Source organism: Pseudomonas sp. p21, assembly GCF_001642705.1.
GTDB lineage: Bacteria > Pseudomonadota > Gammaproteobacteria > Pseudomonadales > Pseudomonadaceae > Aquipseudomonas.
Window position 1 is genome coordinate 24,359 of record NZ_LWBV01000004.1, and the last position, 25,685, is coordinate 50,043.

A 25,685-nucleotide genomic window follows, 5' to 3' on the forward strand; every position below is an offset into this window, starting at 1 on the left:
CGATCAAGCGACAACCCAGGAAGCAGGCACTTTTCGACCGCTTTTCAAGCGCTCGAACAGCGCTCTACACTGTACCGGTACAGTTCCGGGACATGTTCCGGGGGAAGGTGGGCTTGCGCGTTGGCATGGCCACGCCGCAAATCCCGCCCGGTCTGTAGCCCTGGCCGCCAGGACTATAAGAATTACAACAGAATGAGTGGAGCACTATGATCAAGATTTCCAAGCTGTTCGCCGCAATGGTTCTGGCCGGGGTAGCCAGCCATTCGTTTGCCGCCGATACCATCAAGATCGGGATCGCGGGCCCTAAGACCGGCCCTGTGACCCAGTACGGCGACATGCAGTTCATCGGCGCCAAGCAAGCCATCAAGGATATCAACGCCGCGGGCGGCGTGGATGGCAAGATGCTCGAAGCCAAGGAATACGACGACGCCTGCGACCCTAAACAGGCCGTAGCAGTCGCCAACAAAGTGGTCAACGACGGCGTCAAGTTCGTCATCGGCCACCTGTGCTCCAGCTCCACCCAGCCTGCGTCCGACATCTACGAAGACGAAGGCGTGATCATGATCACCCCGGCTGCCACCTCCCCGGAAATCACCGCCCGTGGCTACAAGCTGATCTTCCGCACCATCGGCCTGGACAGCGCCCAGGGCCCGGCCGCCGGCAACTACATCGCCGACCACGTCAAGCCGAAAGTGGTCGCCGTCCTGCACGACAAGCAGCAGTACGGTGAAGGCATCGCCACCGCGGTCAAGCAGACCCTGGAAGGCAAAGGCACCAAGGTTGCGGTGTTCGAAGGCCTGAACGCCGGTGACAAGGACTTCTCCTCGATCATCCAGAAGCTCAAGCAGAACAACGTCGACTTCGTCTACTACGGCGGCTACCACCCAGAGCTGGGCCTGATCCTGCGCCAGGCTCAGGAAAAAGGCCTGAAAGCCAAGTTCATGGGCCCGGAAGGCGTGGGCAACGACTCCATCTCGCAGATCGCCCAGAACGCCTCCGAAGGCCTGCTGGTGACCCTGCCGAAATCGTTCGACGCCGACCCTGCGAACAAGAAGATCGTCGACGCCATCAAGGCTGACGGCAAGGACCCAAGCGGCCCGTTCGTGTTCCCGGCCTACTCGGCTGTCGAGCTGATCGCCCAAGGCATCAAGGAAGCCAAGTCCGAAGATGCCGACAAGGTGGCAGCCGCCATCCACAAAGGTACCTTCAAGACCCCGACTGGTGACCTGTCGTTCGACGACAAAGGCGACCTGAAAGACTTCAAGTTCGTGGTCTACGAATGGCACTTCGGCAAGCCGAAGACCGAAGTCTCCCCTCAGTAACTGCGTGACTAATAGCTGACCTACGAGCCCACTGTGCGAGCAGTGGGCTTTGTTTTATGAGGTTCATGGGCCTGATCCCCGCGATCCGGGGGCGGGCTCACCTGAAAATCTTAAAACCGTCACCCGCGGTTTCCTGGCCTACCCCCGCCAGCGAAATGCAAATCAGGTTTTTAGGAGCGCTGTAATGCCTGAGATCTACCATTTCTTCCAACAACTGGTTAATGGATTGACCATCGGCAGCACCTATGCCTTGATCGCCATCGGCTACACGATGGTGTACGGCATCATTGGCATGATCAACTTCGCCCACGGCGAGGTGTACATGATCGGTTCCTACGTGGCCTTCATCGCCCTGGCGGGCCTGGCCATGATGGGTATCCATTCGCTGCCGATCCTGATGACCGTCGCCTTCGTCGCGACGATCTTCGTCACCAGTGCCTATGGCTACAGCATCGAACGGGTTGCCTACCGCCCCCTGCGCAACAGCAACCGGCTGATCCCGCTGATTTCCGCCATCGGCATGTCGATCTTCCTGCAGAACACCGTCTTGCTGTCGCAAGACTCCAAGGACAAGTCCATCCCCAACCTGATCCCCGGCAGCTTCTCGTTCGGGCCGGGCGGTGCTGAAGAAGTACTGATCAGCTACATGCAGATCCTGGTGTTCGTGGTCACCCTGGTGGCCATGACCTGCCTCACCCTGTTCATCTCCCGTTCCCGCCTGGGCCGCGCCTGCCGCGCCTGTGCCGAGGACATCAAGATGGCCAACCTGCTGGGCATCAACACCAACAACATCATCGCCCTCACCTTCGTCATCGGTGCCGCCTTGGCGGCGGTGGCGGCCGTGCTGCTGAGCATGCAGTACGGGGTGATCAACCCCAACGCCGGTTTCCTGGTGGGCCTGAAGGCCTTCACCGCGGCGGTGCTGGGTGGCATCGGCAGCATCCCGGGCGCCATGCTCGGCGGGCTGGTGCTGGGCGTGGCCGAAGCGTTCGGTGCCGATATCTTCGGCGACCAGTACAAGGACGTGGTGGCATTCGGCTTGTTGGTTCTTGTCCTGCTATTCCGGCCGACCGGCATCCTGGGCCGCCCGGAGGTTGAAAAAGTATGAACAGAAATCTCAAACAGGCGTTCTTCAGCGCCTTGCTGGTATGGGCCGTGGCCTTCCCGGTACTGGGCCTGAAACTGAGCATCGACGGCATCAGCCTGTCCGTGCACAGCCAGGGTTCGTTCAACCTCAGCATCATTGCCCTGTGCTCGGTGCTGATGTTCCTGCGCGTGCTGTTCGACAAGCAGTGGAGCTCGGTAATGGGCCGCCGTTCGGATCGCAAGCTGATCCCGCCGGCCGTCAGCAACTACCTGACCCTGCCGAAGACCCAGCGCTACGTGATCATGGGCCTGATCGTCGCGGCACTGGTGTGGCCGTTCTTCGGCTCGCGCGGTGCGGTCGACATTGCCACGCTGATCCTGATCTACGTGTTGCTGGGCCTGGGCCTGAACATCGTGGTCGGCCTGGCGGGCCTGCTCGACCTGGGTTACGTCGGCTTCTACGCCGTCGGCGCCTACAGCTACGCCATGCTCTCGCACTACCTGGGCTGGAGCTTCTGGGTATGCCTGCCAATCGCCGGCCTGATGGCCGCAACCTTCGGCTTCCTGCTCGGCTTCCCGGTGCTGCGCCTGCGCGGTGACTACCTGGCGATCGTGACCCTCGGCTTCGGCGAGATCATCCGCCTGTTCCTGCGTAACCTCACCGACTGGACCGGCGGCCCCAACGGCATCAGCAACATCCCCAAGCCGGAGTTCTTCGGCCTGACCTTCGAACGCCGTGCCGCCGAGGGCATGCAGACCTTCCATGAGTTCTTCGGGCTGGAATACAACTCGATCAACAAGGTCATCTTCCTCTACCTGGTGGCCCTGCTGCTGGCCCTGCTGGCGCTGTTCGTGATCAACCGCCTGCTGCGCATGCCGATTGGTCGCGCCTGGGAAGCCCTGCGCGAAGACGAAATCGCCTGCCGCGCACTGGGCCTGAACCCGACCGTGATCAAGCTGTCGGCATTCACCCTGGGCGCCTGCTTCGCCGGTTTCGCCGGCAGCTTCTTCGCTGCGCGCCAGGGGCTGGTGACGCCGGAGTCGTTCACCTTCATCGAGTCGGCGATCATCCTCGCCATCGTCGTGCTCGGCGGCATGGGCTCACAACTGGGCGTGATCCTCGCGGCCATCGTGATGATCCTGCTGCCCGAGCTGATGCGTGAGTTCAGCGAATACCGGATGCTGATGTTCGGTGCGCTGATGGTGTTGATGATGATCTGGCGTCCGCAAGGCTTGCTGCCTATGCAACGTCCACACATGGAGCTGCGTCGATGAGCCGCGAAATTTTGCAAGTCAGCGGCCTGAGCATGCGCTTCGGCGGCTTGTTGGCGGTCAACGGCGTGGGCCTGACCGTCAAGGAAAAGCAGGTGGTGGCATTGATCGGCCCGAACGGTGCCGGCAAGACCACCGTGTTCAACTGCCTGACCGGCTTCTACAAGCCCAGCGGCGGCACCATCCTGCTCGATGGCCAGCCGATCCAGGGCCTGGCCGGGCACCAGATCGCCCGCAAGGGCGTGGTGCGGACCTTCCAGAACGTGCGCCTGTTCAAGGAAATGACCGCACTGGAAAACCTGCTGATCGCCCAGCACCGCCACCTGAACACCAACTTCTTCGCCGGCCTGTTCAAGACCCCGAACTTCCGCCGCAGCGAGAAGGAGGCCATGGAACGCGCGCAGTACTGGCTGGAGAAGGTCCACCTGACCGAGTTCGCCAACCGTACCGCCGGCACCCTCGCCTACGGCCAGCAGCGCCGCCTGGAAATCGCCCGCTGCATGATGACCCAGCCGCGCATCATCATGCTCGACGAACCGGCAGCGGGCCTGAACCCGAAGGAGACCGAAGACCTCAAGGCGCTGATTGCCTACTTGCGTGAGTCGCACAACGTCACCGTGCTGCTGATCGAGCACGACATGAAGCTGGTGATGAGCATTTCCGATCATATCGTGGTGATCAACCAGGGTACCCCCCTGGCCCACGGTACGCCGGAAGAGATCCGCGACAACCCTGACGTGATCAAAGCCTACCTGGGGGAAGCGTAAATGCTGAAGTTCGAGAACGTTTCCACCTTCTACGGCAAGATCCAGGCGCTGCACAGCGTCAACGTGGAGATCAACCAGGGCGAGATCGTTACCCTGATCGGCGCCAACGGTGCCGGCAAGTCGACCTTGCTGATGACCCTGTGCGGCTCGCCGCAGGCGCACAGCGGCAGCATCAAGTACCTGGGTGAAGAACTGGTCGGCCAGCCGTCTTCGCACATCATGCGCAAGAGCATCGCGGTGGTGCCGGAAGGGCGCCGTGTGTTCTCCCGCCTGACCGTCGAAGAAAACCTGGCGATGGGTGGCTTCTTTACCGACAAGGGTGATTACCAGGAGCAGTTGGACAAGGTACTGCAACTGTTCCCGCGCCTGAAGGAGCGTTATATCCAGCGTGGCGGCACCATGTCCGGTGGCGAGCAGCAGATGCTCGCCATTGGCCGGGCGTTGATGAGCAAGCCCAAACTGCTGCTGCTCGACGAGCCCTCGCTGGGTCTGGCGCCGATCATCATCCAGCAGATCTTCGACATCATCGAACAGCTGCGTCGTGATGGCGTGACGGTGTTCCTGGTGGAGCAGAACGCCAACCAGGCACTGAAGATCGCAGACCGGGCCTATGTACTGGAGAACGGCCGGGTGGTGATGCAAGGCACCGGTGAGGCACTGCTGACTGACCCGAAGGTGCGCGACGCGTACCTGGGGGGTTGATCGGGAAAAGGGCCTTCGGGCCCTTTTTTCTGCCTGCCGGATATTGTATCGCCTGTACCGGCCTCTTCGCGGGCTTGCCCGCTCCCACAAGTACGGCACAGGCTTCGAATACTGTGCGGTACCTGTGGGAGCGGGCAAGCCCGCGAAGAGGCCGGTACAGGTTTACCAAAGGCTTGTGATCCCCGCCGAGCCTGAGTAACGTGGCCAGCTCTTTGGCAAAAGATCCCCCGGAGCCCGCCCCATGCGCCTCACCCCCACCCTGCTGCTCACCGCCCTGCTGCCCCTGTTCGCCGGCTGCCAGCTCATGGCTGACGCCCCCAGCGACCCCAACATCGGCACCACGCGCATGCAGGGCGAGCTGCGTGCCGCCGGTGGCCAGCTGCTGTTCAAGCCGTGCAGCGAAAACCGCACTTTCGTGATCAACGACGTCGCCGCTACCGGCATCCTGCAGGAAGCCGCCAACCTCGCCAAGGACGCCAACGACAAGCTGTTCGCCGACGTCCGTGGCCGCCTCACCGGCAGTAGGCAAGCCAACAACGACGGCCAGCTGGAAGTACGTCGCCTGTACCGCCTGGAACCTTCCACCCGCGCTTGCGAAGACCCCAACTTCAAGCAGCTGACCCTGCGTGCCAACGGCCACGAGCCAGACTGGGACATCAAGGCCAGCGGCAAAGGCATGGTGCTCAACCGCGTCGGCCAGGAACCCCTGCCCCTGCCCTTCCTGGAAGAAGAAGTACCCGGCGGCGGCCTGACCCTGACCAGCGAAGCCAACAGCCAGCACGTGGAGCTGTGGGTTGCGCCACAACGCTGCGTAGACACTGCCACCGGTGCCATCCGCCACCTGCGCGCCGAACTGCGCATCGACGGCAAGACCCTCCAGGGCTGCGGTTACTACGGCGGCGCGCGAGACAACTGATCGCCGGGCGCTTTTATCCTGCCAGTCGAGGCGGCGAACAGCTTATACTTGGCGGTTTGTGTAAAGCCGCCGGCCGCCCATGGCCGGGATACTGGACCCTGCCATGCTACGAATCACCGAACTGAAGCTGCCCCTGGACCATCCCGACGAAGCCCTGCGTGAAGCCATCGTCCAGCGCCTGGGCATCCGCGACGAGCAACTGCTCAGCTTCAACCTGTTCAAGCGCAGCTACGATGCGCGCAAGAAGAACAGCGAACTGCTGTTCATCTACACCATCGACCTGGAAGCCAGCAACGAAGCCGAGCTTCTCAGCAAGTTCGCCGACGATCGCAACATCGGCCCGGCACCAGACGTAACCTACAAATTCGTCGGCCAGGCCCCGGCCGATCTGCAGGAGCGCCCGATCGTGGTCGGCTTCGGCCCATGCGGCATCTTCGCCGGCCTGTTGCTGGCACAGATGGGCTTCAAGCCGATCATCCTCGAGCGCGGCAAGGAAGTACGCCAGCGCACCAAGGACACCTGGGGCCTGTGGCGCAAGAGCGTGCTCAACCCCGAGTCCAACGTGCAGTTCGGCGAAGGCGGCGCCGGCACCTTCTCCGACGGCAAGCTGTACAGCCAGATCAAGGACCCGCAGCACCACGGCCGCAAAGTGCTGGAAGAGTTCGTCAAGGCCGGTGCACCGGACGAGATCCTGTACATCAACAAGCCGCACATCGGTACCTTCCGCCTCACCGGCATGGTCGAGCAGATGCGTCAGGACATGATCGCCCTCGGTGCCGAAGTGCGCTTCCAGCAGAAGGTCACCGACCTGCTGATCGAGGATGGCCAGCTGACCGGCGTGGTGCTGGAGAGCGGCGAACAGCTGCACTCGCGCCATGTGGTACTGGCCCTGGGCCACAGTGCCCGTGACACCTTCCGCATGCTGCATGCCAAGGGCGTGTACATGGAAGCCAAGCCGTTCTCGGTGGGCTTCCGTATCGAGCACCCGCAAACGCTGATCGACAAGGCGCGCCTGGGCAAGTACGCCGGCCACCCGAAACTCGGTGCCGCCGACTACAAGCTGGTGTACCACGCCAAGAACGGCCGTTCGGTGTACAGCTTCTGCATGTGCCCGGGCGGCACCGTGGTCGCCGCCACCAGCGAGCCGGGCCGGGTGGTTACCAATGGCATGAGCCAGTACTCGCGTAACGAGCGCAACGCCAACTCCGGCATCGTCGTAGGTATCGACCCCGAGCGCGATTACCCGGGTGGCCCGCTGGCCGGCATCGAACTGCAGGAACGCCTGGAAGCCCACGCCTACGTTATGGGCGGCAGCAACTACCAGGCCCCGGCGCAGCTGGTGGGTGACTTCGTCGCCGGCCGGCCGTCGACTGCGCTGGGCAGTGTCGAGCCGTCCTACAAACCTGGCGTTACCCTGGGCGACCTGGCGCCGAGCCTGCCGGACTTCGCCATCGAGGCCATCCGCGAAGCGCTACCGGCATTCGACCGGCAGATCAAGGGCTACAACCTGCATGATGCGGTGTTGACCGGGATCGAAACCCGTACCTCGTCGCCGCTGCGCATTACCCGCGGCGAGGACTTCCAGAGCCTGAACCTGAAGGGTCTGTTCCCGGCGGGTGAAGGGGCCGGGTATGCGGGCGGGATCCTGTCGGCAGGTGTCGATGGGATTCGCATTGCCGAGGCGGTGGCGCGGGATATGCTCGGCCTGTAATTTTGCATCGACCCTTTCGCGGGCACGCCCGCTCCCACAGGTACAGCACAGCCTTTGAAAACCGTGCAGTACCTCTGGGAGTGGGCGTGCCCGCGAAAGGGCCCTGACAGGCATCAGAAAAATCCACAACCAACATCAGACTTCCCCTCCCCCATCCTTCCCCATCTGCATCTAGGCTTCCCTCAGCCTAGCCAGCAACACCATATAACAAAAACGAATATAGTTTTTGTTTTAAAGCATATCGTCACAGGCTAGGGTGTAAGCCCGCTCCAATCGTAAACTGCTCATGGAGAGCCCATAGCCCGTGCGTAGCCTGTTAACCCGTTTCATCCAGCTCGAAGCCGCCAGCGGCCTGCTACTGATTGCTGCGGCCATCCTGGCCCTGGTCATCAACAATTCACCGCTGTCGTACCTGTACAGCGGCCTGCTCGACGTCCCCGTCGCCGTCCAGGTCGGTGCACTGCAGATCGCCAAGCCATTGCTGCTCTGGATCAACGACGGCCTGATGGCCCTGTTCTTCCTGCTCATCGGCCTGGAGGTCAAGCGCGAGGTGGTCGACGGCCACCTGTCCAAGCCCTCCCAGGTAATCCTGCCTGCCACCGCCGCAGTGGGGGGCATGGTGATACCTGCCCTGATCTACTGGTTCATCAACCGTGACAACCCCGCGGCCGTGGCCGGCTGGGCGATCCCGACCGCCACCGACATCGCCTTTGCCCTCGGTGTGCTGGCCCTGCTGGGCAAGCGCGTGCCGGTGTCACTGAAACTGTTCCTGATGACCCTGGCGATCATCGACGACCTGGGTGCGATCATCGTCATTGCCCTGTTCTACTCGGGTACCCTGTCGAGCGTGTCACTGCTGCTGGCCGCCACATGCCTGGTCGTGCTGGTGGCCATGAACCGGCTTGGCGTGGTCAAGCTTGGGCCGTACATGGTCGTTGGCCTGATCCTGTGGGTCTGCGTGCTCAAGAGCGGCGTGCATGCCACCCTCGCTGGCGTTGCCCTGGCGCTGTGCATCCCGCTGCGCACGCGCCATGCCGAGCGCTCGCCGTCGCTCGCCCTGGAACACGCCCTGCATCCGTGGGTCGCCTACGCCATCCTGCCGCTGTTCGCTTTCGCCAATGCCGGTGTATCGCTCGCAGGCATGAGCGTAGAAAGCTTCACCCACCCGGTGCCGTTGGGCATCGCCGTCGGGCTGCTGCTGGGCAAGACCGTGGGTGTCTTCGGACTGACCTGGATCGCGGTCAAACTGCGCCTGGCCGCACTGCCTGTCGGCGCCAGTTGGGGGCAATTGCTGGGTGTGGCGATACTCTGCGGTATCGGCTTCACCATGAGCCTGTTCGTTGGCTCACTCGCCTTTGTGCCGGGCAGCAGTGATTTCGCCGGGATGGACCGCATGGGTATTCTCACCGGTTCGTTCTTCGCCGCCGTGATCGGCTATGCGATAACCGCCATGGCCAGCCGCAAGCCCAGCATCGACTGACTTGACCACAGCATGAAAAAACCCCGACTGGCGAGCGCCATGTCGGGGTTTTGTTTTATTGCGCTACGGTCAGTGCGAGACGCGGCTGGTACCGTCGACGGTCATGATGCGCACGCGGTCGCCAACGCGGAAAATCTCGTTCTGCTGCACAGCCTGCACATAGGCACGCATGCTGCCATCGTCCTCACGCACGGTGATTTCGACACCCTGGGTGCGAGTCAGGCCTTCTTCGGCGGCAGAACCCGCCAGGCCACCAGCAACGGCACCGATCACGGCGGCGACGATGCTGCCACGACCACCGCCCACGGCGCTGCCGGCCACGCCACCGACGATGGCGCCAGCACCACCGCCGATCGGGGTCTTGGTACCTTCGATCTTGACCGGGCGCAGGGATTCGATGGTGCCCATACGCACGGTTTGCACGCGGCGGGCCTCATCACGGGAGTAGCTGTCACCGGTCAGGCTCGAGGCACAGCCACCCAGCAACAGCGACATGGTGGTAAAGGTTGCCACCAGCAAAGCGGATTTACGCATGGGTAAGGTCTCCATAAGTCAGGTGCTCATTAGACGCTGCACGTTGACGGCTGTCACGGTACAAACGCAATAAAATTGTTTTCATTCAGCCGAGGTACAGCCTGCATGGCTGTGTCGAGGCCTTTTCAAGTGAGACCAAGGATAGCCATGGATTACTTCATCGTCGTGGTCACCACCGTTGCGGGGCTGTATTTCCACGGGTGGCTGTATGTGCGCATGCGCCGCTGGATGGACCGTGACCTGGCGTTGTCGCTGGCCGGGTCGGACCCTGGAAAACGCGCGTATATGCTGCAAAGGCTGGAGCAGGCGCGGATGGAGAAGGTGGGGCGCAAGCAGTTGGCGGGGTGGTTGGAGCGGGAGGCTGCGGGGTATCCGGGGTAGCCTGATGCAATGCCGGGGCCGCTTTGCGGCCCCAACAATCTCAGGGCGCCAACCGTTCCCGCAGCCACTGCCCGTCCACCAGCCGGTAGTTCAGTCGGTCATGCAGGCGGCTAGCCCGCCCCTGCCAGAACTCGATGCGTTCAGGCAGCAAACGATACCCACCCCAATGCTCCGGGCAATGCGGCTGGGTGTCGGAGAAACGCGCCTCGGTGGCCTTGACCAGCGCCTCCAGCTCCTCACGGCCGGCAATCACCTGGCTCTGCGGTGAAGCCCAGGCCCCCAGGCGGCTGCCCAGCGGGCGCACCTGGTAGTAGGCGTCCGACTCCTGGGCCGTGACCTTTTCCACCCGCCCTTCGATACGTACCTGGCGCTCCAGCGCCGGCCAGAAGAAGGTCATGGCAGCGAAGGGGTTAACCAGCAGTTGCTGGCCCTTGGCACTGTCGTAGTTGGTGAAGAAGGTGAAACCACGCTCATCGAGCCCCTTCAGCAGCAAGATGCGGCAGTGAGGGCGACCTTCACCATCGACAGTGGCCAGGGTCATGGCGTTGGCTTCCACCGGTACCTGCTCGGTTTTCACCGCATCGGCGAACCACTGGTGAAAGAGGGCGAACGGCTCCCCCGGGGCCTGGGCTTCAGCCAGGCCATCACGGGTGTAGTCGCGGCGCATATCGGCCAGGGATTGGGTCATTGCTGCGTTCCTTGACGATCAGTTGGTCTTCGCAGGGCTGTTGGCAGCTACTTTCTTGTCAGCGGTAGCTTTCTTGGCGACGGGCTTGGCCGGCGCGGCTTTTTTCTTGGCCGTGGTCTTGGCTGGCGACTTGGCCTTGGCTTTGGTTACAGGCTTCTTCGCCGCAGCCTTGGCGGCAGGCTTGCTGTCGGCAGCCTTGGCGGCAGGCGCTTTTACATCCTGCACCGCCACCATCGGGGCCCGCGCCGGGGCGGCTTGCTGGTACTTGGCCAACAGGGCGACCATGGTGTTCTGCGGGGTCAGCAGCATTTCCACGCGACGGTTCAGGGCACGGCCTTCGGCGCTGTCGTTGGCGGCGCGCGGCATTTCCGAGCCCATGCCCTTGAGGGTCAGGCGGTCACGCTGCAGGCCGCTGAGGCGGAAGATGGCCGACACCGAAGCGGCGCGCTCCAGGCTGAGCTTCTGGTTGGCGGCAGCGACACCGCTGTTGTCGGCATGGCCAAGCACCAGCACGGCGGTCTTGGCATCGCCTTCAACGGTCTTGGCCACACGGGTAATCGGACCCAGGGTCATCGGCAGCAGCATGTTCGGACGGTCAGGGTTGTACGAGCTGTCCACCGGGATAGTGACGGCCAGCACGTTGTCGCGGCGCTCCAGCTCCAGCTTGCTGCCCTTGATCGCCTCACGCAGCTTGGGCTCGTACTCGTCCAGCCAGGCCTGGGTAGCCTTCTGGTCGATCTTCGGTACCACCGGCCCCTTGGCCTGCTTCTCGTCAGCGCCGAACGGCCACCACCAACGGCTGGCATTCTCGGACTTGGCGTCGGCCTTGGCCACGTTTTCAGTGACGGCTTGCTTCACTTCCTGCTCGGCAACCTTGTCCGAACCGAAGGGCCACCAGCTCGAGGCGCTGTCCTTCGAGCCGTCCTGGGGGTGACTGGCACAGCCGGTAACGGCGGTCAGGCACAGGGCGAGTGCTAAGGTTTTGTGTGAAGACATCAGCGATACACCATGAAATAGAAAGAAATTTTGCCTACGCCCTTCAGGCGTTGGCATTGAGGATAGTCAAAGGGGTGGGGCAATACCCGCATTACCCGATCAAAGGCAACTGGCAAGGACACGTACCAGGTTCTGGGCTCGCGGGTCCATGAGCACATAAGGGCCAAGGGTATTGACCACGAAACCGAAGGCCACATCGTACTCCGGGTCGGCGAAACCGACCGAACCACCGGCACCGGGGTGGCCAAAGGCGCGGGCACCGAGGCCGAAGGTGGCATTGGCCACGTCGGGCTGGTCGAGCATGCAGCCCAGGCCAAAACGGGTCTGGGTGAGCAAGGTGCGGTCCTGGCCGAGGCTGTGCTCACGGGTCAGTTCGTCGAGCAGTTCGGATTCGAGCAGGCTGCCGTCCAGCAAACCGGCATAGAAGCCCGCCAGGCTACGCGCATTGCCGTGGCCATTGGCCGCTGGCTGCTGCATGCGCCGCCATTCCGGCTTGTTGGTGCTGGTCAGGATCGCCGGCGGATTGGTGAAGGCCCGGGTCGACAGGGCCTCGGGTTCGCGCATGGTCACCTGCAGCAGGCGCTGCGCCGCTGCATCCCCGGCGTTGCCCTTGCCACGGGCGATATGCGCCACGCGATGGAACTCGTCGTCCGCCAGGCCGACATGAAAATCCAGCCCCAACGGCCTCGCGGTACGGGCGACGATCGAGTCGCCGGGGCCACGGCCATCGGCACGGCGGATCAGCTCGCCGATCAGCCAGCCGTAGGTGATGGCGGCATAGCCGTGCTCGGTGCCGGGTGTCCACCAGGGCGTTTCGGCAGCCAGCGCATCGACCATGGCCTGCCAGTCATACAGCGCTTCGGCCGGCAGCAGCTCACGGATGGCCGGCAAACCGGCACGGTGGCTGAGCAACTGGCGCAGGGTAATCGCCTGTTTGCCGGCCTGAGCGAACTCGGGCCAGTAGTTGGCTACCGGGGTATCGAGGGCCAGCTTGCCTTCACCGACCAGCTGCAGGGCGGTGACGGCGGTGAAGGTCTTGGTGCAGGAGAACAGGTTGGCGATGGTGTCGCTATGCCAGGCCTGCTGGCCATCCTTGTCGGCACTACCAGCCCACAGATCGACCACGGTTTCGCCACCGACCTGGATGCACAGCGCAGCGCCACGCTCCTGGGGATCATCGAACAGCGCGGCAAAGGCTTCGCGCACTGCTTCGAACTTCAGCTCATAGTGACCCTGGATCTGCACCCGCTGTTCTCCGTACGACCATTTCCGAAAATGGTGTGCATTGTTTCAGTAGTTTGGCGTTTTGCAAACTGGCTTGGGCTGGGTGGTTACGATGAACGGTAGCCAAGCTGGACTTAATGTGGGAGCGGGCGTGCCCGCGAACACCGGCATAGCCGGTGCCATCCACCCGGTCGCCTGATTCGCGGGCACGCCCGCTCCCACATCCATTTGCACTAGTCAGGGAATCGGTTTTTCCAACTGAGTACGTAGCTGGCTCATTGCCTGCAAGTTGCTCTTGCGCACGGCATCGACAAACCCGGGGTAAGGCATATCGGTGATCGCCACCAACCCGAGGTGGCCGTTCTCGCCATCGAGCAGGCGCCCGCTGGCCGGCTGGTCGAGGTACTGGAACCAGTGCGCGCCAACGATCATCGGCTGCGCCAGGGCCGCCTTGAGGAAGTTGCCGTAGGCCGGGCCGCGGTCTTCTTCACGCGCCAATTCCAGCGGCCCCGGCCAGAACGGCCCGCGATCGCGCGAGCCGAACTGGAACTCGGACACCAACACCGGCTTGTCCAGCTCGGCCAGGCTGGCGAAGTCGTAGCCGTCCTGCGGCTTGAGGGTATAGAAGTTGAAGCTGAGCACATCGCAAAACTCGGCACAGGCCTTGACCGCCTCAGGCGTGCTGACGGCATAGCGCCCCCCCAGCAACAGGTGATTGGGCGCATGCCACTTCAACGAGTCGGCAATGGTCCTGAAGTAGGTTTCGGCAAACACCTGCTGGAAGTGCTGGTAGTCACGCTCGATTTCCGGATGCTCCGGGTCGGGCAGCGGTGCCTCGAAGCCCGGGTCCTCCATCAGCTCCCAAGCGGTCAGCTCGATGCCCCAGGCCTTGGACAGCCCTTCCTGGTTGCGGTACTTGTCACGCAACTGCTTGAGGAAGGCGCGCTTGGCCGGCACGTCGGTGGTCAGGCGCAAGGTTCCATAAGCCAGGCCGTAACGCGCCTTGGGATCGCTACCGGGGGCTGCCCAGGCCAGTTCGTTGTCGGCGAAATAGCCGATCAGCCAGGGGTCGTCACGGTGATCGCGGGCGGCAATGGCCACGGCGCGCTCGGTGGCCATGGCAAAACGCGGGTCGAACGGGTCGGGCATGCTGCCCCACCAGTCCATGCCGGTGCTGATGCTGGCGTAATCCCCCACGATCGACAGCGGCAAGGTATACGGCATGCGCTTGGCCTGGCCCAGGGCCGGCTCGCTCCAGTTGCCGACCGTGTTGAAACCCCAGGCCTGCAGGCGGTCGAGTGCATGCGCCTGCCAGCGGGCGGCATCCAGCGCCAACGGTGGGCAGTTGGCCGGCTGCCCCTCTGCCGCGGGCAGGCAGGGTTTGCCATAGGTGCGCTGCAGGTTGGCGGCATAGAAATCGAACCAGCGCCCCTGTTTGAAGTTGCGCCCTTGCGACGAAGCGTTGCCGTCGTCGTTGTTGCCCTCGCCATAGAATGCGGCCAGTGCATCGCCCTCGCCCGGCAACGCCTTGAACATCCCCTCACGCCCGGCAACGTAGGTTCGCCCGCCATCCGCGGCCACGGCATTCACCCCCAGGGAATAGAACGGATGCCCCTCGGGTGTTACCAGGTACCAGCGGCCGTCACGTTTTTCCGTGCGGAAGAAGCCTTTGGCCTCGAACGCTGGCCCGGCCAGCAGGCCACCGTATGCGTCCAGTTGCTGCTTGCCACGCTCTGCCAGCCAGCCTTTGAGCTGTTGCTGCTCGCGCACATCGGCCGCCTTGAGCTGCTCGTCATTGGCAACCTTCTCTGGCCAATGGCCGCGGGTGGACTGGCCATAGGCATCGATCAGCTCGTGGTAGGCCGCCTTGTAGGCCTGGTCGTCATCCTGGATGCCCACCCGTTCGATCAGCAGGTTCTGCGCCACCTTGGGGTTGGGGATGCTCAGGCTGACCGAGGCAACCTGCTTGAGGTCGACCGCGCCGGTGCTGCTGGTCAGCAGCAGGCGCTGGCCGCCATGGTTCCAGGGCATGGGCGGGCCGGCGCGCATGCCCTGACTCAGCGGCGAGCTGGCCGTCAGCGGCACCATCACGGTTTGTGCAGGACCGGCCGGCAGGTCGATGCGGCTGGTCAACGTGCGGCCATCACTGCCCTGCACCATGACATCCACGGTCAGCGCCCAATCCATCGCGCTTTGCAGGCGCAAGGTCAGGAATTGCCCGCTGGACCAGTCCCACACACCGCTTTGCGGGCTCAGGCGCAGGGTCGGCCGCTGGGCCGGGTTGAACACCACGCGCCGCAACACTTCGCCTTCGGCCGTCTGCTCCGCGTTGTACTGCGGCATGCCGGCATCCTCGGTCGCCACATTGACCACCGAGGCCGGGCGCACGAAGCTGAACAGCGTCTGCTGCCCAGCCAGCAAGGGCGAGCTGAACAACAGGGCGAAAACGGCGGGCAAGGTGCGGCGGACCATAAGGCTGGGGCTCTCCTTCAGGGCCCTCATGGCCCAAGACTGAGTAATGGACAACGCGCCGGAGCAAGTGCTCCGGCGGTCAGGAAATTTCCCGCCGGAACGGCGGCAGCGCATTGAGAATAGCCTTGCCGTAGCGCTGGGTGACCAGGCGCCGGTCAAGCAAAGTGATGACACCGCGATCCTGTTCGGTTCGCAGCAGGCGGCCGCAGGCCTGGATCAACCGCAGCGAAGCGTCAGGCACGGCAATTTCCATGAACGGGTTGCCGCCACGGGCCTCGATCCACTCCGCCAGCGCCGCTTCGACCGGGTCGTCGGGCACGGCAAAGGGAATCTTGGCGATCACCACGTGTTCGCAGTAGGCGCCCGGCAGGTCGACACCCTCAGCAAAGCTGGCCAGGCCGAACAGCACGCTGTGCTGGCCATCGTCGACCCGCGCCTTGTGCTTGTTCAGGGTTTCCTGCTTGGACAGGTTGCCCTGGATCAGCACCAGCTTGCGCCAGTCACGGTCCAGCCCGTCAAACACGTCCTGCATCTGCTTGCGCGAGGAGAACAGCACCAGCGCGCCGCGGGCGTCCTCGACGATGCTCGGCAGCTCGCGGATGATCGCCGCGGTGTGCGCCGCCGCATCGCGCGGGTCGGCCTTGAGGTCGGGGACCCGTAGCAGGCCGGCATCGCCATGCACGAACGGGCTGGGCACCACGCAGGTGACCGCGTCACGCGGTAACCCCGAGCGCATGCGGAAGCGGTCGAACTTGCCCAGCGCGGTCAGCGTCGCCGACGTCACCAGCGCGCCATGGGCCACGCTCCACAGGCTGCGGCGAAGCATTTCGGCGGCCAGGATGGGGCTGGCGTTGACTTCGATGTCGAACAGCGCACCGCTCTCGGCCAGGGTCAGCCAGCGGGCCATGGGCGGGCTGTCTTCCGGGTCTTCGGCGGTAAAGGCCGTCCACAGCTCCCAGTTGCCCTGGGCGCGGGTGACCAGGCTACCGAACAGCGGGTACCACTCCTCGGCCTGGTGGCTGGCGATGCCGATGCTGACCTCGCCGTCCATGCCTTCCTTGAGCAGGTCGGCCAGGCGGGTGAACAGGTCGTTGAGGCGGGCAAAGCCCTTTTTCAGCTCGATGCCCACTTCGCGGATCTGCTCCGGTACCACGCCGCCTTCGAAGCGGTAGCGGGGGCGCTCACGGCCTTCGTTGTCCTCACTGGGGCGGAAGTCGGCAACCTGCTCGCACAGGGTGAACATGAACTGCTGCTGCGTGCGCACTTCCCGCGCAAGCTCCGGCACCTGCTCGATGTACTTGCCCAGGTCACCGGGCAGCGGGTGCTGGGCCAGCAGCTTGGTAAGATTCTTGGCGGTCTGCTCCAACCAGTCGGCAGTGGAACGCAGGCGCGAATAGTGGGCGAAATGGCCGATGGCCTTGTCTGGCAGGTGGTGGCCTTCGTCGAACACGTACATGGTGTCGCGCGGGTCGGGCAATACCGCACCGCCGCCCAGGGCCAGGTCGGCCAGCACCATGTCGTGGTTGGTGACGATCACGTCGACCTTGCCCATGCCTTCGCGGGCCTTGTAGAACACGCACTGCTGGAAGTTCGGGCAATGACGGCCAGTGCACTGGCTGTGGTCGGTGGTCAGGCGCGCCCAGTCCTGGTCTTCCAGGGCTTCGGGCCAGCTGTCGCGGTCACCGTCCCAGCGGTTGCCGGCAAGCTTCTCGATCATGCTGTTGAACAGCTTCTGGCTGCGCTCGTCAACTTCGATGCGGAAGCCTTCTTCCTCGAACAGCTGGGCGGTGGCCGACTGGGCGTGGCCCTCCTGCAGCAGGATGTCGAGCTTGGACAGGCACAGGTAACGGCCACGGCCCTTGGCCAGGGCGAAGCTGAAGTTCAGCCCGCTGCTGCGCATCAGGTCGGGCAGGTCCTTGAAGACGATCTGCTCCTGCAGCGCCACGGTGGCGGTGGCGATCACCAGGCGCTTGCCGGCAGCCTTGGCGGCCGGAATGGCAGCCAGGCTGTAGGCTACCGTCTTGCCGGTACCGGTGCCTGCCTCCACTGCCACCACGGCAGGCTCGCCAGCACGGCGGCCTTCTTCGTCACAGGCGATGTCGCCGAGCACCTTGGCCACTTCGGCGATCATCAGGCGCTGGCCATAGCGTGGCTTGAGGCTCTTGGCTTCGAGAAAACGCGTATAGGCGCCCTGGATGGTGGCTTTGAGTTCGTTGCTGATCATGGTCTGCAGGCGCCCGGAGGGCTGGATATATTTTCAGTGTTTCGCATGGGGCGGCTATCATACCCCGCTATTGCCCTTTATGCCGCATGGAGATCCGGATGCTTGCCTTTGCCCTGCCCTACACACTGCATGTACTGGCCGCCCTGGTGTGGGTCGGCGGCATGTTCTTCGCCTGGCTGGTGCTGCGCCCGGCAACGGTTGCAGCCCTTGAAGGGCCTGCCCGGCTGCGCTTGTGGGTGGAAGTTTTCCGACGCTTCTTCGGCTGGGTCTGGCTGGCCGTGGCGATTTTGGCGATAAGTGGTATCGGCATGTTGCACATGCGCTTCAGCGGCTTCGAGACTGCACCGAAGTATGTGCAGGTGATGATCGGAGGGGGCATCGCCATGTTTGCCCTGTTCATGCGCATCCAGGCATTGCTGTTGCCGGAACTGAAGGCGGCGGTGCAGGCCGAGGACTGGCCGGCGGGTGCGGCAGTGCTGGGGCGGATTCGGCGGATGGTGGGGATCAACCTGCTGCTGGGCCTGGCGGTGGTAGCCGTGGCCAGTTCGCGGCTGATGCTCTGACAGGATCTGCTCGGCCCCTGTAGGAGCGGCCTTGTGTCGCGATGGGCTGCGCAGCAGCCCCGGCAATTTGTGCGAAGGCGCTGAAATCCTGGGGCTGCTGCGCAGCCCATCGCGACACAAGGCCGCTCCTACAGGGGGCGCGGCAAGACTTCAGAGGCGCTGCAGAATCAGCTCTCCTGCAGCCCCGGCCAATCCAGGCTGGCCCGGCTGCCCCGGCCGGCCGTTGGCGCCGGCGTCTGTGCGGTACACCAGGCAACCCTTGCTAGCCCCGCCCTTGCCGGCCTTGCCCGGTGCGCCACCGTCCAGGCGCACCACGATGCGCTCCTGCGGGAAGCCCTGCGGCACGCTCAGGCGGATGCGGCCACCCGGCGCGCCATCGTGCCCGTTGCCGCCGTCATCACCATTGGCACCGCGGCTGGCTTGGCCCCAGGTGCAGCCACCGGCCTGGCCGTTGGCACCATCGAGCCCCACGTAACCCGGCGCACCAGCACCGCCACGGGCATCGATCGCCAGCCGCTCGGCATCCACTTCAGCCAGTTTCAGGTCCAGGCTGCGGCCCGAGCGGGCTCCCCGCTGGTAAGTGCCCGCCGCCCCCGGCGCACTGAATTCGCTGCCCTCACCCAACCGCGCGCTGCGCGCCTCGATCAGCAACGGGCTATCGGACGGTGCAATGGCGATACGCGCATCGCGCCCCAGTTCCAGCTGGTCGACCTTCAGTTCCGCGAGCGAGGCAGGCAGCAGCAGGGTTGCGGCGTCAGCGACACGCAGGTGCGCAAGGTGCACGCTGGCCGACTTGTCGGGCAGACGCAGCATGGAGTTGGCAGCGACCACGAGGCTTTCGGCCTGGGCCAGGGGGGCGGCCAACATGGCCAGCAATATCAAATTACGCATTTCGCGGCGCCTCCTGCGCACGGGGAATGGACATGACATGGAAGATACCCGTCAACAGGATCTGCAAACGATCGAACCAGCGGTGGCTGCGCCCGCGCAGGCTGCCATTGAAGAACAGCACTTCGAGCAGGTGCAGGCCCAGCAAGGCGATGCCCGCGGCGTTGATCAGCAGATTGAAGGGCAAAGGTTGTGGCATCAACTGATTGAACAACACCACACCCCAGAAAGCGACTGTCAGGACCTTGCCCAGGCCCAGGATGAACTTCATACCCCGCCCCCATGGATTGTTGTTATGTCGAGACGGCCCGTTCGAGCGGGCCGTGCGACCAACATTAACTGCAATGCCAAGGCAGGCGCCAGCACCGCTCAGTTGAGGTGCAGCTCCACCCGTCGGTTGCGGGCGCGGCCCTCCTCGCTTTCGTTGTCGGTAAGCGGTTCACTCTCGCCGCGCCCCTGACTGGTGACCTTGCCCGGCGCCAGCCCCTGGCCGATCAGGTACTCGGCCACGCTGCCGGCGCGGCGCTCGGAAAGCGCCTGGTTATAGCTGTCGGAGCCTACGTTGTCGGTATGCCCGATCACGCTGACCTTGGCCACCGTCGGTGAATCGAGTTTCGCCACCAGGCCCTGCAGGCGCTGTTGGGCCGCCGGGGTCAGCTCGGCGGAGTCGAAGGCGAACATCACCGCGCCGTTGTCATCCAGGATGATCACCTCTGGCGAGGGTTCAGGTTCAGTGGCAGGCGGCGATGCGGGGTACACTTTCAACGGGCAACCCATGTGGTCGACCGTAGTGTTGACGGGGGTATCGGAGCAACGATCGCGGCGGTCGAAAATGCCGTCGCCATCTTCGTCACCATCCTGGGCGTAACAGATCAGGCCCCCGGCAATGGCACCAAGGGCACCGCCGCCGGCCGCCCAGCTTGAACTTTCGATGGCCCCCAGGCCACCACCGACCAGGCCGCCGAGCAGACTGCAGATGGGCCAGGTCCTTTGGTTGAGGGGCGCGCTGCCATCGCTGTGGGTGGCGCAGCCCGTGAGCAGGCTGGCAGCCACCAACAGCGGCAGCGCCGCCTTCGACGTCACACTCATGCTGAATGCTCCTGTGTCATTGGCCACGAACGGCTGACCGCCGTCAAGGCACGCCCGTGCCACTGCTCAAGGCACGGGCGCACGCCGTTCTACCGCTGGATCTTGATCTCGGTACGGCGGTTCATGGCACGCCCGTCGGCCGTGGCGTTGTCAGCCACCGGCTGGGTTTCACCGGCACCGACCACCGACACGAAGCTGCTGCGCGGCACACCGCTCTCGACCAGGTAATCGGTCACCGAGTGGGCACGGCGCTCGGACAGTTTCTGGTTGTAGCTGTCGGAGCCGACGCTGTCGGTATGGCCGCTGACGCTCAGGCGGGCAGACGGCGCTTCCTGCTTCAGGCGCGTGGCAATGGTGTTGAGGCGCTCCTTGTCGCTGGCGGTCAGGCGCGCAGAGTCAAACTCGAAGTGCACATCGCGGATGACGATGACTTCTTCCTTCTGCACCACCACTTCCTCCACCACCGCAGCCGGCTGCGGCGGGCAACCGTTGGCATCGACCTGCACACCCCGCGGGGTGCCAGGGCACTTGTCACGGCTGTCCGGCACGCCGTCGCCATCCTCGTCGCCATCGCCATGGGCCCAGCAATAGCCCGCCGCCAGGCCACCGCCCAGCAACGCGCCCCAGCCAGCCCAGCTGGAACTCTCGATGGCGCCCAGGGCAGCGCCGCCTACACCCCCGACGGCAGCACATTTCGGCCAGTCGGTCTTTTGCAAACCTGCACAACCAGTCAACACACTGGTGAGCAGGACCAGGGGTATCGCTGTGCGTACTATGCTCATTTCATTGCTTCTCCTAGGGGGAATCGGCATAAGGCCGATCTCTGGGAGTAAAGACCGAGCATTTGATCCCTGCCACCAATAAGCCACGACTCGGTCACATGCCTCTTTGCCCGCACGCTGCGGCCCGCTAGTCTTGGACGACTTCAACGAGGATTGCCAATGACCGAAGGTTTTTCCCAGCGCACCCCGCAGCAGGCCCTGGCGGCCCTGCTGGAGCGCTTCACCCCGCAACGCCTGCTGCTGGTAGGCACGCGTTTTCCGGCGCTGGACGCTTTCGCCCAGGCGCACCCACAGGTAACCATCGCCACTGCCGCCCCAGGCCCGCTACCGGCCGAACTGGCAGCCCAGCGCTTTGACCTGGCGGTACTGGTGGACTGCCTGGAGCACCTGCCCAAACGCACCGGCCTGGAATTGCTCGGTGGCATTCGCAACCTCAATGCCAGCCGGGTCGCGGTGCTGACCGACCTGGCCGCCTGTGGCTGGCAAGATACCGATTTCTTTGCCCTGGCCCTGTCGGCCAGCGAGAAATTCCGCCGTGACCAGCAGGTATTGAGCCTGTTCACCTATGATCTACATGACTACAAACAGGTACCGGACTGGCTCAACGCCAAGTTATGGGCCAACCCCGAAAACTTCGGCAAGTACTGGTGGTGATGATGAGTGTCTCGGTCTGCCCTTGTGGCAGTGGCAACCTGCTCGAAGCCTGCTGCGGGCATTACCATGCCGGCACCCCGGCACCGGATGCCCAGGCCCTGATGCGCTCGCGCTACAGTGCCTACGTGCTGGGCCTGGTCGACTACCTGGTGGCCACCACCCTGCCGGCCCAGCAAGCCGGCCTGGACCGCGCCGCCATGGCCGCCTGGAGTGCCCAGAGCACCTGGCTGGGCCTGGAGGTGGAAAGCGCAGAAGTGCTGGGCGGCCAGCCGGAGCACGGTTTCGTCACCTTTACCGCTCGCTGGCACGACCAGGAGGGCGACCATCAGCACCGCGAGCGCTCGGCATTCGTCCAGCATGCCGGGCGCTGGTACTTCATCGACCCCACGGTCGGGCTCAAGGCCGGGCGCAACGACCCCTGCCCCTGCGCCAGCGGCCAGAAGTTCAAGAAATGCTGCGCCAGTTACGTGGGTAGCTGAACATGATCGCCCGCCCCCGCCCGTTGCTGTTCGCCGCCCTGATGGCATGGCTGGCACTGCTGGCGGGCTGCGCCAGCTGGGGCGGTGACGACTGGCGCGAACCCGAGGTGCACCTGGTCAAGGTGGAGACGGTCAAGGCCAGGTTGCTGGAGCAGGAGTTCGTGCTGCACCTGCGGGTCGACAACCCCAATGACAGCCGCCTGTTCATCCGCAACTTGTCGTATGCCATACGCCTCAACGACCTGTTGCTGGTGCAGGATGAAACCAGCCTGTGGCGCAGTGTCGGCGGGCATGCCCGGCGTACCTTCAAGATCACCGCGCGGACCAACCTGTGGCAGCACCTGAAGCCACTGGCCAAGCTGCTGAAAAGCGAGCAACCGCTGCATTACAGCCTGCAGGGCGAGCTGGCGACCGGGTTGCTCATCCATCGGGACCTGCACTTGTCGCGCAGTGGTGAGATAATCCCCGGCGATTACAACCCGGAGTAACCCTGCAATGTCCCAACAACCCCACGTTCATGGTCCTGACTGCAACCACGATCATGACCACCACCACGATCATGGCCATGTACACGGCCCGCACTGCAACCACGGCCACCAGGAGCCGGTACGCAACGCCCTGAAAGACGTTGGCCGTAACGACCCTTGCCCATGCGGTAGCCAGAAAAAGTTCAAGAAGTGCCACGGCGCCTGACCTGAACAGCACTTGCGCGTCCCTGCTGCGGGCCGCGCTGTGGGTAGTCGGGGCCTTGCTGCCTAGCTGGCCCTTGCAGGCCCGGCTACCTTGCGCTGCAGCACCCCGGCGGTGGCCATGAGCAGCACGATGCACAGGGCCATGCAAATGGCATTGGTGCCGTCCCAGCCGACCGAGCCCAGCAACAGCGACGGGCTGAATGCGCCAATGGTCGCGAACACCGCAATAGCCAGATCGTTTTTCCCCTGCATCTGCATCGCAGCCGGGCTGTTTTGCAGCGTTTGCGCCAGCAGCGCCCCTCCGCCCACGTAGGTCAGGTTCCAGCCCAGACCGAGGGCTATCAGCGACAAGGTCATCATCGCGTAGCTGTGCGACCACATGTTCATGGCCGTGCAGCCGATCAACAGGCCCAGGCCGAGACAGATGGTGGCCCTGATCCCGAGCTTGTGAATGATGGCGCCGGTGAAGAACGACGGGGCAAACATGGCAATCACATGCCATTGAATCGCCAGGCGAACGTCGGAAAAGTCCTCGTGCATGTGTTTCATGTGCATCGACGCCTGGATCATCAGCAAATTCATGATCCCGTAGCCCAGCGCGGCCACTGCCATGGCCAAGGCGACCACCGGGCTAAGCGATTCAGCGGCTGTACCAGCCGGTTTCGCTGCACGGTCGTTACTGGTGATACCGCTGTCGCCGGGCAGGCAAGCCGCTATCAGCAAGGACATCACCGCCAGGCCGACAAAGGCGGCGTAACACAGCGAAAACAGCGGATACCCGCCAACGTCGCGCAGCCATTCGGTGAGCGCTGGCCCGACCACGGCAGCGATCACACCACCTGCCACGACCAGCGAAAGCGCTCTTGGCTTCAGGTTCTGGGCCAGATTGTCGGTGGCCGCGAAACGATTGAAGTTGGCAAACGCAATGTAGATGCCCAATGCCGAATGGCTGATCACCAGCGTCGGGAAGTGCTGGTACAGCACGGCCAGATAGCCAGTGATGCCAGACACCGCCAAAGGTATCGAGCCCAGCATGAACGCCCGCTTGCGGCCGATACGGCTCATCAGCCCGGAGACCGGGTAGGTAGCCAGCATCATGCAGAGAAACTGGAAACCGTAAGGCACCGTGGACCACGTGGCGGCAGGTGCCAGTGCCGCCCCGACGATGGCCGCCATGGTCACGGACATGACCGCCGTCGTCAGGTTGATCGATTGCGCGGTGAAAAACAGATACGTGCGCCGCGGAAGTGTGCTCGACATGGCATGTGCTCACGGTAGGTGGACGGGGTGATTTCGACATCGCGAAAAGTGCCGACAGGTGCATGGTGGCATCTGCCGCGCCCAGAGATGCGAACAGTCGACGCGCTTTCCGGTTAACTGTTAGGCTGTTTTTTCTAACAGCTGCTGGACCCGACATGCGCCCGCACAGCCTTCATGACCAGTTGAAACAACGCCTCGAAGCCGGCGAATGGCTGCCTGGCCAGCGCATGCCGTCCATCCGCAAGCTGACAGCGGCAGTCGACTGCAGTTACCACGATGTCGTCTCCAGTTATGCCCGGCTGGTCAGCGAAGGTGTGTTGACCGCCACTCCTGGTCGCGGCTACTTCGTGGCCAGCCATACACGGCAAACCGGCACGGTGGATGCGCCCACAGGCATGGCCGGCGACCCATTGTTCAGGCTGCTGCAGGGGGGCCAGCACTACACCAAACTGGGCAGCGGCTGGCTGCCACCCGCCTGGCGTGACACCGAGCTGCTGGCCAAGGCGATTCGGCGCACGGCGCGGCTGGAGCAGAGTTCGCTGGCGGAATATGGTGACATCCAGGGCTACCTGCCCATGCGCAAACAGTTGTGCATGCACCTGAAACGCCTGACCCGTGTCGACACCCGGCCAAGCCAGTTGCTGACCACACTGGGCGCCACGCAAGCGCTGGACCTGGTGGCGCGGTTGTTGATCAAGCCAGGCGATCACGTGTTCGTCGACGAGCCCGGCAATGGCAACCTGATCAAGCTGATCCAGTTGGCCGGTGGCCACGTGGTCGGGGTGCGGCGAACCCAGGACGGACCGAACGTGGACGACATGAAAGAGCACCTGGCCAGGCACAAGGCCAAGGCGTTCTTCTGCAACAGCACCTTCCACAACCCGACCGGCGGCAATATCAGCCCGCACAATGCCTTCAGCATCTTGCGTCTGGCGGTGGAACACGACTTCTTCGTGGTCGAGGATGATGTCTACGGCGACTTCAGCCCGGGCGTGCGCCAGACCTTTGCCGAACTGGACAACCTTGAGCGGGTCATCTACATCGGCAGCTTCTCCAAATGCCTGTCCGCTTCATTGCGCGTGGGCTACATCGCCTGCTCGACCGACCTGATAGAGCCGCTGACACGCCTGAAACTGCTGACTTGCGTGGCGGTGCCGGCGTTTTGCGAACGCTTCGTCAACACCATCCTGTCCGACGGCACCTATGCCCGGCACATGCAAGACCTGCAGCAGCGCCTGATCCGCCAGCAGGCGCAGACCCAACGGTTGTTAAGGGAACGCGGCTGGCAGTTCGACATAACGCCGCAAGGCGGCATGTTCCTGTGGGTCCACCACCCCGAACTGGCCGACCTGCAGCCCTTCATGCATCGCCTGGAACAGCACAAGGTGTTGTTGATGCCAGGCTCGGCCTTTGCCGTCAGCCGTGACTATCAACGCCATGCGCGCATCAACTGCACGCACTTTTCCGACGCCGTGGCCGAGCATTTCAAGGTTTAAGTGCCTG

26 protein-coding genes are annotated in these 25,685 nt (G+C 63.7%); 15 read left to right on the forward strand and 11 right to left on the reverse strand.

Going from position 1 to position 25,685, the window contains the following annotated elements:
- The first annotated feature begins 206 nt into the window (after positions 1-206).
- The 8 genes from A4C63_RS13575 (at position 207) to nhaA (ending at position 9,256) form a co-directional block, all read left to right on the forward strand.
- Entirely contained in the window at positions 207-1,322 is a 1,116-nt protein-coding gene (locus A4C63_RS13575; RefSeq protein ID WP_024087643.1) for a branched-chain amino acid ABC transporter substrate-binding protein, read from the forward strand.
- 184 nt (positions 1,323-1,506) lie between these two features.
- Positions 1,507-2,430 carry a high-affinity branched-chain amino acid ABC transporter permease LivH gene (gene livH / locus A4C63_RS13580; protein WP_025340356.1) on the forward strand — a complete coding sequence of 308 codons (924 nt, stop codon included), beginning with the start codon at positions 1,507-1,509 and terminating at the stop codon, positions 2,428-2,430.
- A complete protein-coding gene (locus A4C63_RS13585) occupies positions 2,427-3,683 on the forward strand; it encodes a high-affinity branched-chain amino acid ABC transporter permease LivM (RefSeq protein WP_063913105.1) in 1,257 nt (418 codons plus the stop codon). The genes livH and A4C63_RS13585 overlap by 4 nt, the downstream gene beginning before the upstream one ends.
- Entirely contained in the window at positions 3,680-4,447 is a 768-nt protein-coding gene (livG, locus tag A4C63_RS13590; RefSeq protein WP_063913106.1) for a high-affinity branched-chain amino acid ABC transporter ATP-binding protein LivG, read from the forward strand. Before A4C63_RS13585 ends, livG begins: the two co-directional genes overlap by 4 nt.
- Positions 4,448-5,149, forward strand: coding sequence for an ABC transporter ATP-binding protein (locus tag A4C63_RS13595; RefSeq protein WP_013973921.1), 702 nt, complete (start codon positions 4,448-4,450; stop codon positions 5,147-5,149).
- A gap of 241 nt (positions 5,150-5,390) precedes the next feature.
- On the forward strand, positions 5,391-6,065 hold the full coding sequence (locus A4C63_RS13600) for a COG3650 family protein (RefSeq protein ID WP_063913107.1): 675 nt from the start codon (positions 5,391-5,393) through the stop codon (positions 6,063-6,065).
- A gap of 103 nt (positions 6,066-6,168) precedes the next feature.
- A complete protein-coding gene (locus A4C63_RS13605) occupies positions 6,169-7,776 on the forward strand; it encodes an NAD(P)/FAD-dependent oxidoreductase (RefSeq protein WP_046614721.1) in 1,608 nt (535 codons plus the stop codon).
- Between the two features lie 304 nt (positions 7,777-8,080).
- Complete coding sequence (gene nhaA / locus A4C63_RS13610) at positions 8,081-9,256, forward strand: Na+/H+ antiporter NhaA (RefSeq protein ID WP_063913108.1); 1,176 nt, start codon at positions 8,081-8,083, stop codon at positions 9,254-9,256.
- Between the two features lie 69 nt (positions 9,257-9,325).
- On the opposite strand, the gene A4C63_RS13615 is transcribed toward nhaA, so the two are convergent.
- Positions 9,326-9,790, reverse strand: a complete 465-nt coding sequence (locus A4C63_RS13615; RefSeq protein WP_063913109.1) for a glycine zipper 2TM domain-containing protein — start codon at positions 9,788-9,790, stop codon at positions 9,326-9,328.
- Between the two features lie 147 nt (positions 9,791-9,937).
- Between A4C63_RS13615 and A4C63_RS13620 the strand changes: the two genes are divergently transcribed.
- Positions 9,938-10,171: a hypothetical protein gene (locus A4C63_RS13620; protein WP_063913110.1), complete on the forward strand. Its 234-nt coding sequence runs from the start codon at positions 9,938-9,940 to the stop codon at positions 10,169-10,171.
- Between the two features lie 40 nt (positions 10,172-10,211).
- On the opposite strand, the gene pdxH is transcribed toward A4C63_RS13620, so the two are convergent.
- From pdxH to dinG, 5 genes are all read right to left on the reverse strand, one after another.
- Positions 10,212-10,859: a pyridoxamine 5'-phosphate oxidase gene (gene pdxH, locus A4C63_RS13625; RefSeq protein WP_063913111.1), complete on the reverse strand. Its 648-nt coding sequence runs from the start codon at positions 10,857-10,859 to the stop codon at positions 10,212-10,214.
- 18 nt (positions 10,860-10,877) lie between these two features.
- Positions 10,878-11,855 (reverse strand): OmpA family protein, encoded by a 978-nt coding sequence (locus A4C63_RS13630; RefSeq protein ID WP_063913112.1) that lies wholly within the window; start codon positions 11,853-11,855, stop codon positions 10,878-10,880.
- Between the two features lie 99 nt (positions 11,856-11,954).
- The gene (locus A4C63_RS13635; RefSeq protein ID WP_063913113.1) at positions 11,955-13,100 is read right to left on the reverse strand and encodes a serine hydrolase domain-containing protein; all 1,146 of its coding nucleotides are present in this window, start codon (positions 13,098-13,100) and stop codon (positions 11,955-11,957) included.
- Positions 13,101-13,316: 216 nt separating this feature from the next.
- Entirely contained in the window at positions 13,317-15,551 is a 2,235-nt protein-coding gene (locus tag A4C63_RS13640; protein WP_063913114.1) for a beta-galactosidase, read from the reverse strand.
- Positions 15,552-15,630: 79 nt separating this feature from the next.
- Positions 15,631-17,775: an ATP-dependent DNA helicase DinG gene (gene dinG, locus A4C63_RS13645; RefSeq protein WP_063913115.1), complete on the reverse strand. Its 2,145-nt coding sequence runs from the start codon at positions 17,773-17,775 to the stop codon at positions 15,631-15,633.
- A gap of 98 nt (positions 17,776-17,873) precedes the next feature.
- On the opposite strand from dinG, the gene A4C63_RS13650 reads away from it, so the two are divergent.
- On the forward strand, positions 17,874-18,338 hold the full coding sequence (locus tag A4C63_RS13650; RefSeq protein ID WP_063913116.1) for a CopD family protein: 465 nt from the start codon (positions 17,874-17,876) through the stop codon (positions 18,336-18,338).
- Between the two features lie 150 nt (positions 18,339-18,488).
- On the opposite strand, the gene A4C63_RS13655 is transcribed toward A4C63_RS13650, so the two are convergent.
- The 4 genes from A4C63_RS13655 to A4C63_RS13670 all read right to left on the reverse strand — a co-directional run bounded on the left by A4C63_RS13655 (position 18,489) and on the right by A4C63_RS13670 (position 21,097).
- The gene (locus A4C63_RS13655; RefSeq protein WP_063913117.1) at positions 18,489-19,229 is read right to left on the reverse strand and encodes a hypothetical protein; all 741 of its coding nucleotides are present in this window, start codon (positions 19,227-19,229) and stop codon (positions 18,489-18,491) included.
- Positions 19,222-19,497: a DUF1145 domain-containing protein gene (locus A4C63_RS13660; protein ID WP_051100302.1), complete on the reverse strand. Its 276-nt coding sequence runs from the start codon at positions 19,495-19,497 to the stop codon at positions 19,222-19,224. Before A4C63_RS13660 ends, A4C63_RS13655 begins: the two co-directional genes overlap by 8 nt.
- A gap of 98 nt (positions 19,498-19,595) precedes the next feature.
- The gene (locus A4C63_RS13665; RefSeq protein WP_063913118.1) at positions 19,596-20,315 is read right to left on the reverse strand and encodes an OmpA family protein; all 720 of its coding nucleotides are present in this window, start codon (positions 20,313-20,315) and stop codon (positions 19,596-19,598) included.
- 89 nt (positions 20,316-20,404) lie between these two features.
- Positions 20,405-21,097, reverse strand: a complete 693-nt coding sequence (locus tag A4C63_RS13670; protein ID WP_063913119.1) for an OmpA family protein — start codon at positions 21,095-21,097, stop codon at positions 20,405-20,407.
- A gap of 159 nt (positions 21,098-21,256) precedes the next feature.
- Between A4C63_RS13670 and A4C63_RS13675 the strand changes: the two genes are divergently transcribed.
- Genes A4C63_RS13675 through A4C63_RS25685 form a run of 4 tightly spaced genes read left to right on the forward strand, consistent with a single transcriptional unit; the run spans position 21,257 to position 22,923 of the window.
- A complete protein-coding gene (locus A4C63_RS13675; protein WP_063913120.1) occupies positions 21,257-21,751 on the forward strand; it encodes a DUF6231 family protein in 495 nt (164 codons plus the stop codon).
- Between the two features lie 2 nt (positions 21,752-21,753).
- A complete protein-coding gene (locus A4C63_RS13680) occupies positions 21,754-22,230 on the forward strand; it encodes a YchJ family protein (RefSeq protein WP_063913121.1) in 477 nt (158 codons plus the stop codon).
- Between the two features lie 2 nt (positions 22,231-22,232).
- Positions 22,233-22,718, forward strand: a complete 486-nt coding sequence (locus A4C63_RS13685) for an LEA type 2 family protein (RefSeq protein ID WP_063913122.1) — start codon at positions 22,233-22,235, stop codon at positions 22,716-22,718.
- Positions 22,719-22,725: 7 nt separating this feature from the next.
- Positions 22,726-22,923, forward strand: a complete 198-nt coding sequence (locus A4C63_RS25685) for an SEC-C metal-binding domain-containing protein (protein ID WP_003258907.1) — start codon at positions 22,726-22,728, stop codon at positions 22,921-22,923.
- A gap of 62 nt (positions 22,924-22,985) precedes the next feature.
- Here A4C63_RS25685 and A4C63_RS13690 read toward each other — a convergent pair whose 3' ends face one another.
- Positions 22,986-24,182, reverse strand: coding sequence for an MFS transporter (locus A4C63_RS13690; RefSeq protein WP_063913123.1), 1,197 nt, complete (start codon positions 24,180-24,182; stop codon positions 22,986-22,988).
- A gap of 155 nt (positions 24,183-24,337) precedes the next feature.
- On the opposite strand from A4C63_RS13690, the gene A4C63_RS13695 reads away from it, so the two are divergent.
- A complete protein-coding gene (locus A4C63_RS13695) occupies positions 24,338-25,678 on the forward strand; it encodes a PLP-dependent aminotransferase family protein (protein ID WP_063913124.1) in 1,341 nt (446 codons plus the stop codon).
- Positions 25,679-25,685: the final 7 nt, after the last annotated feature.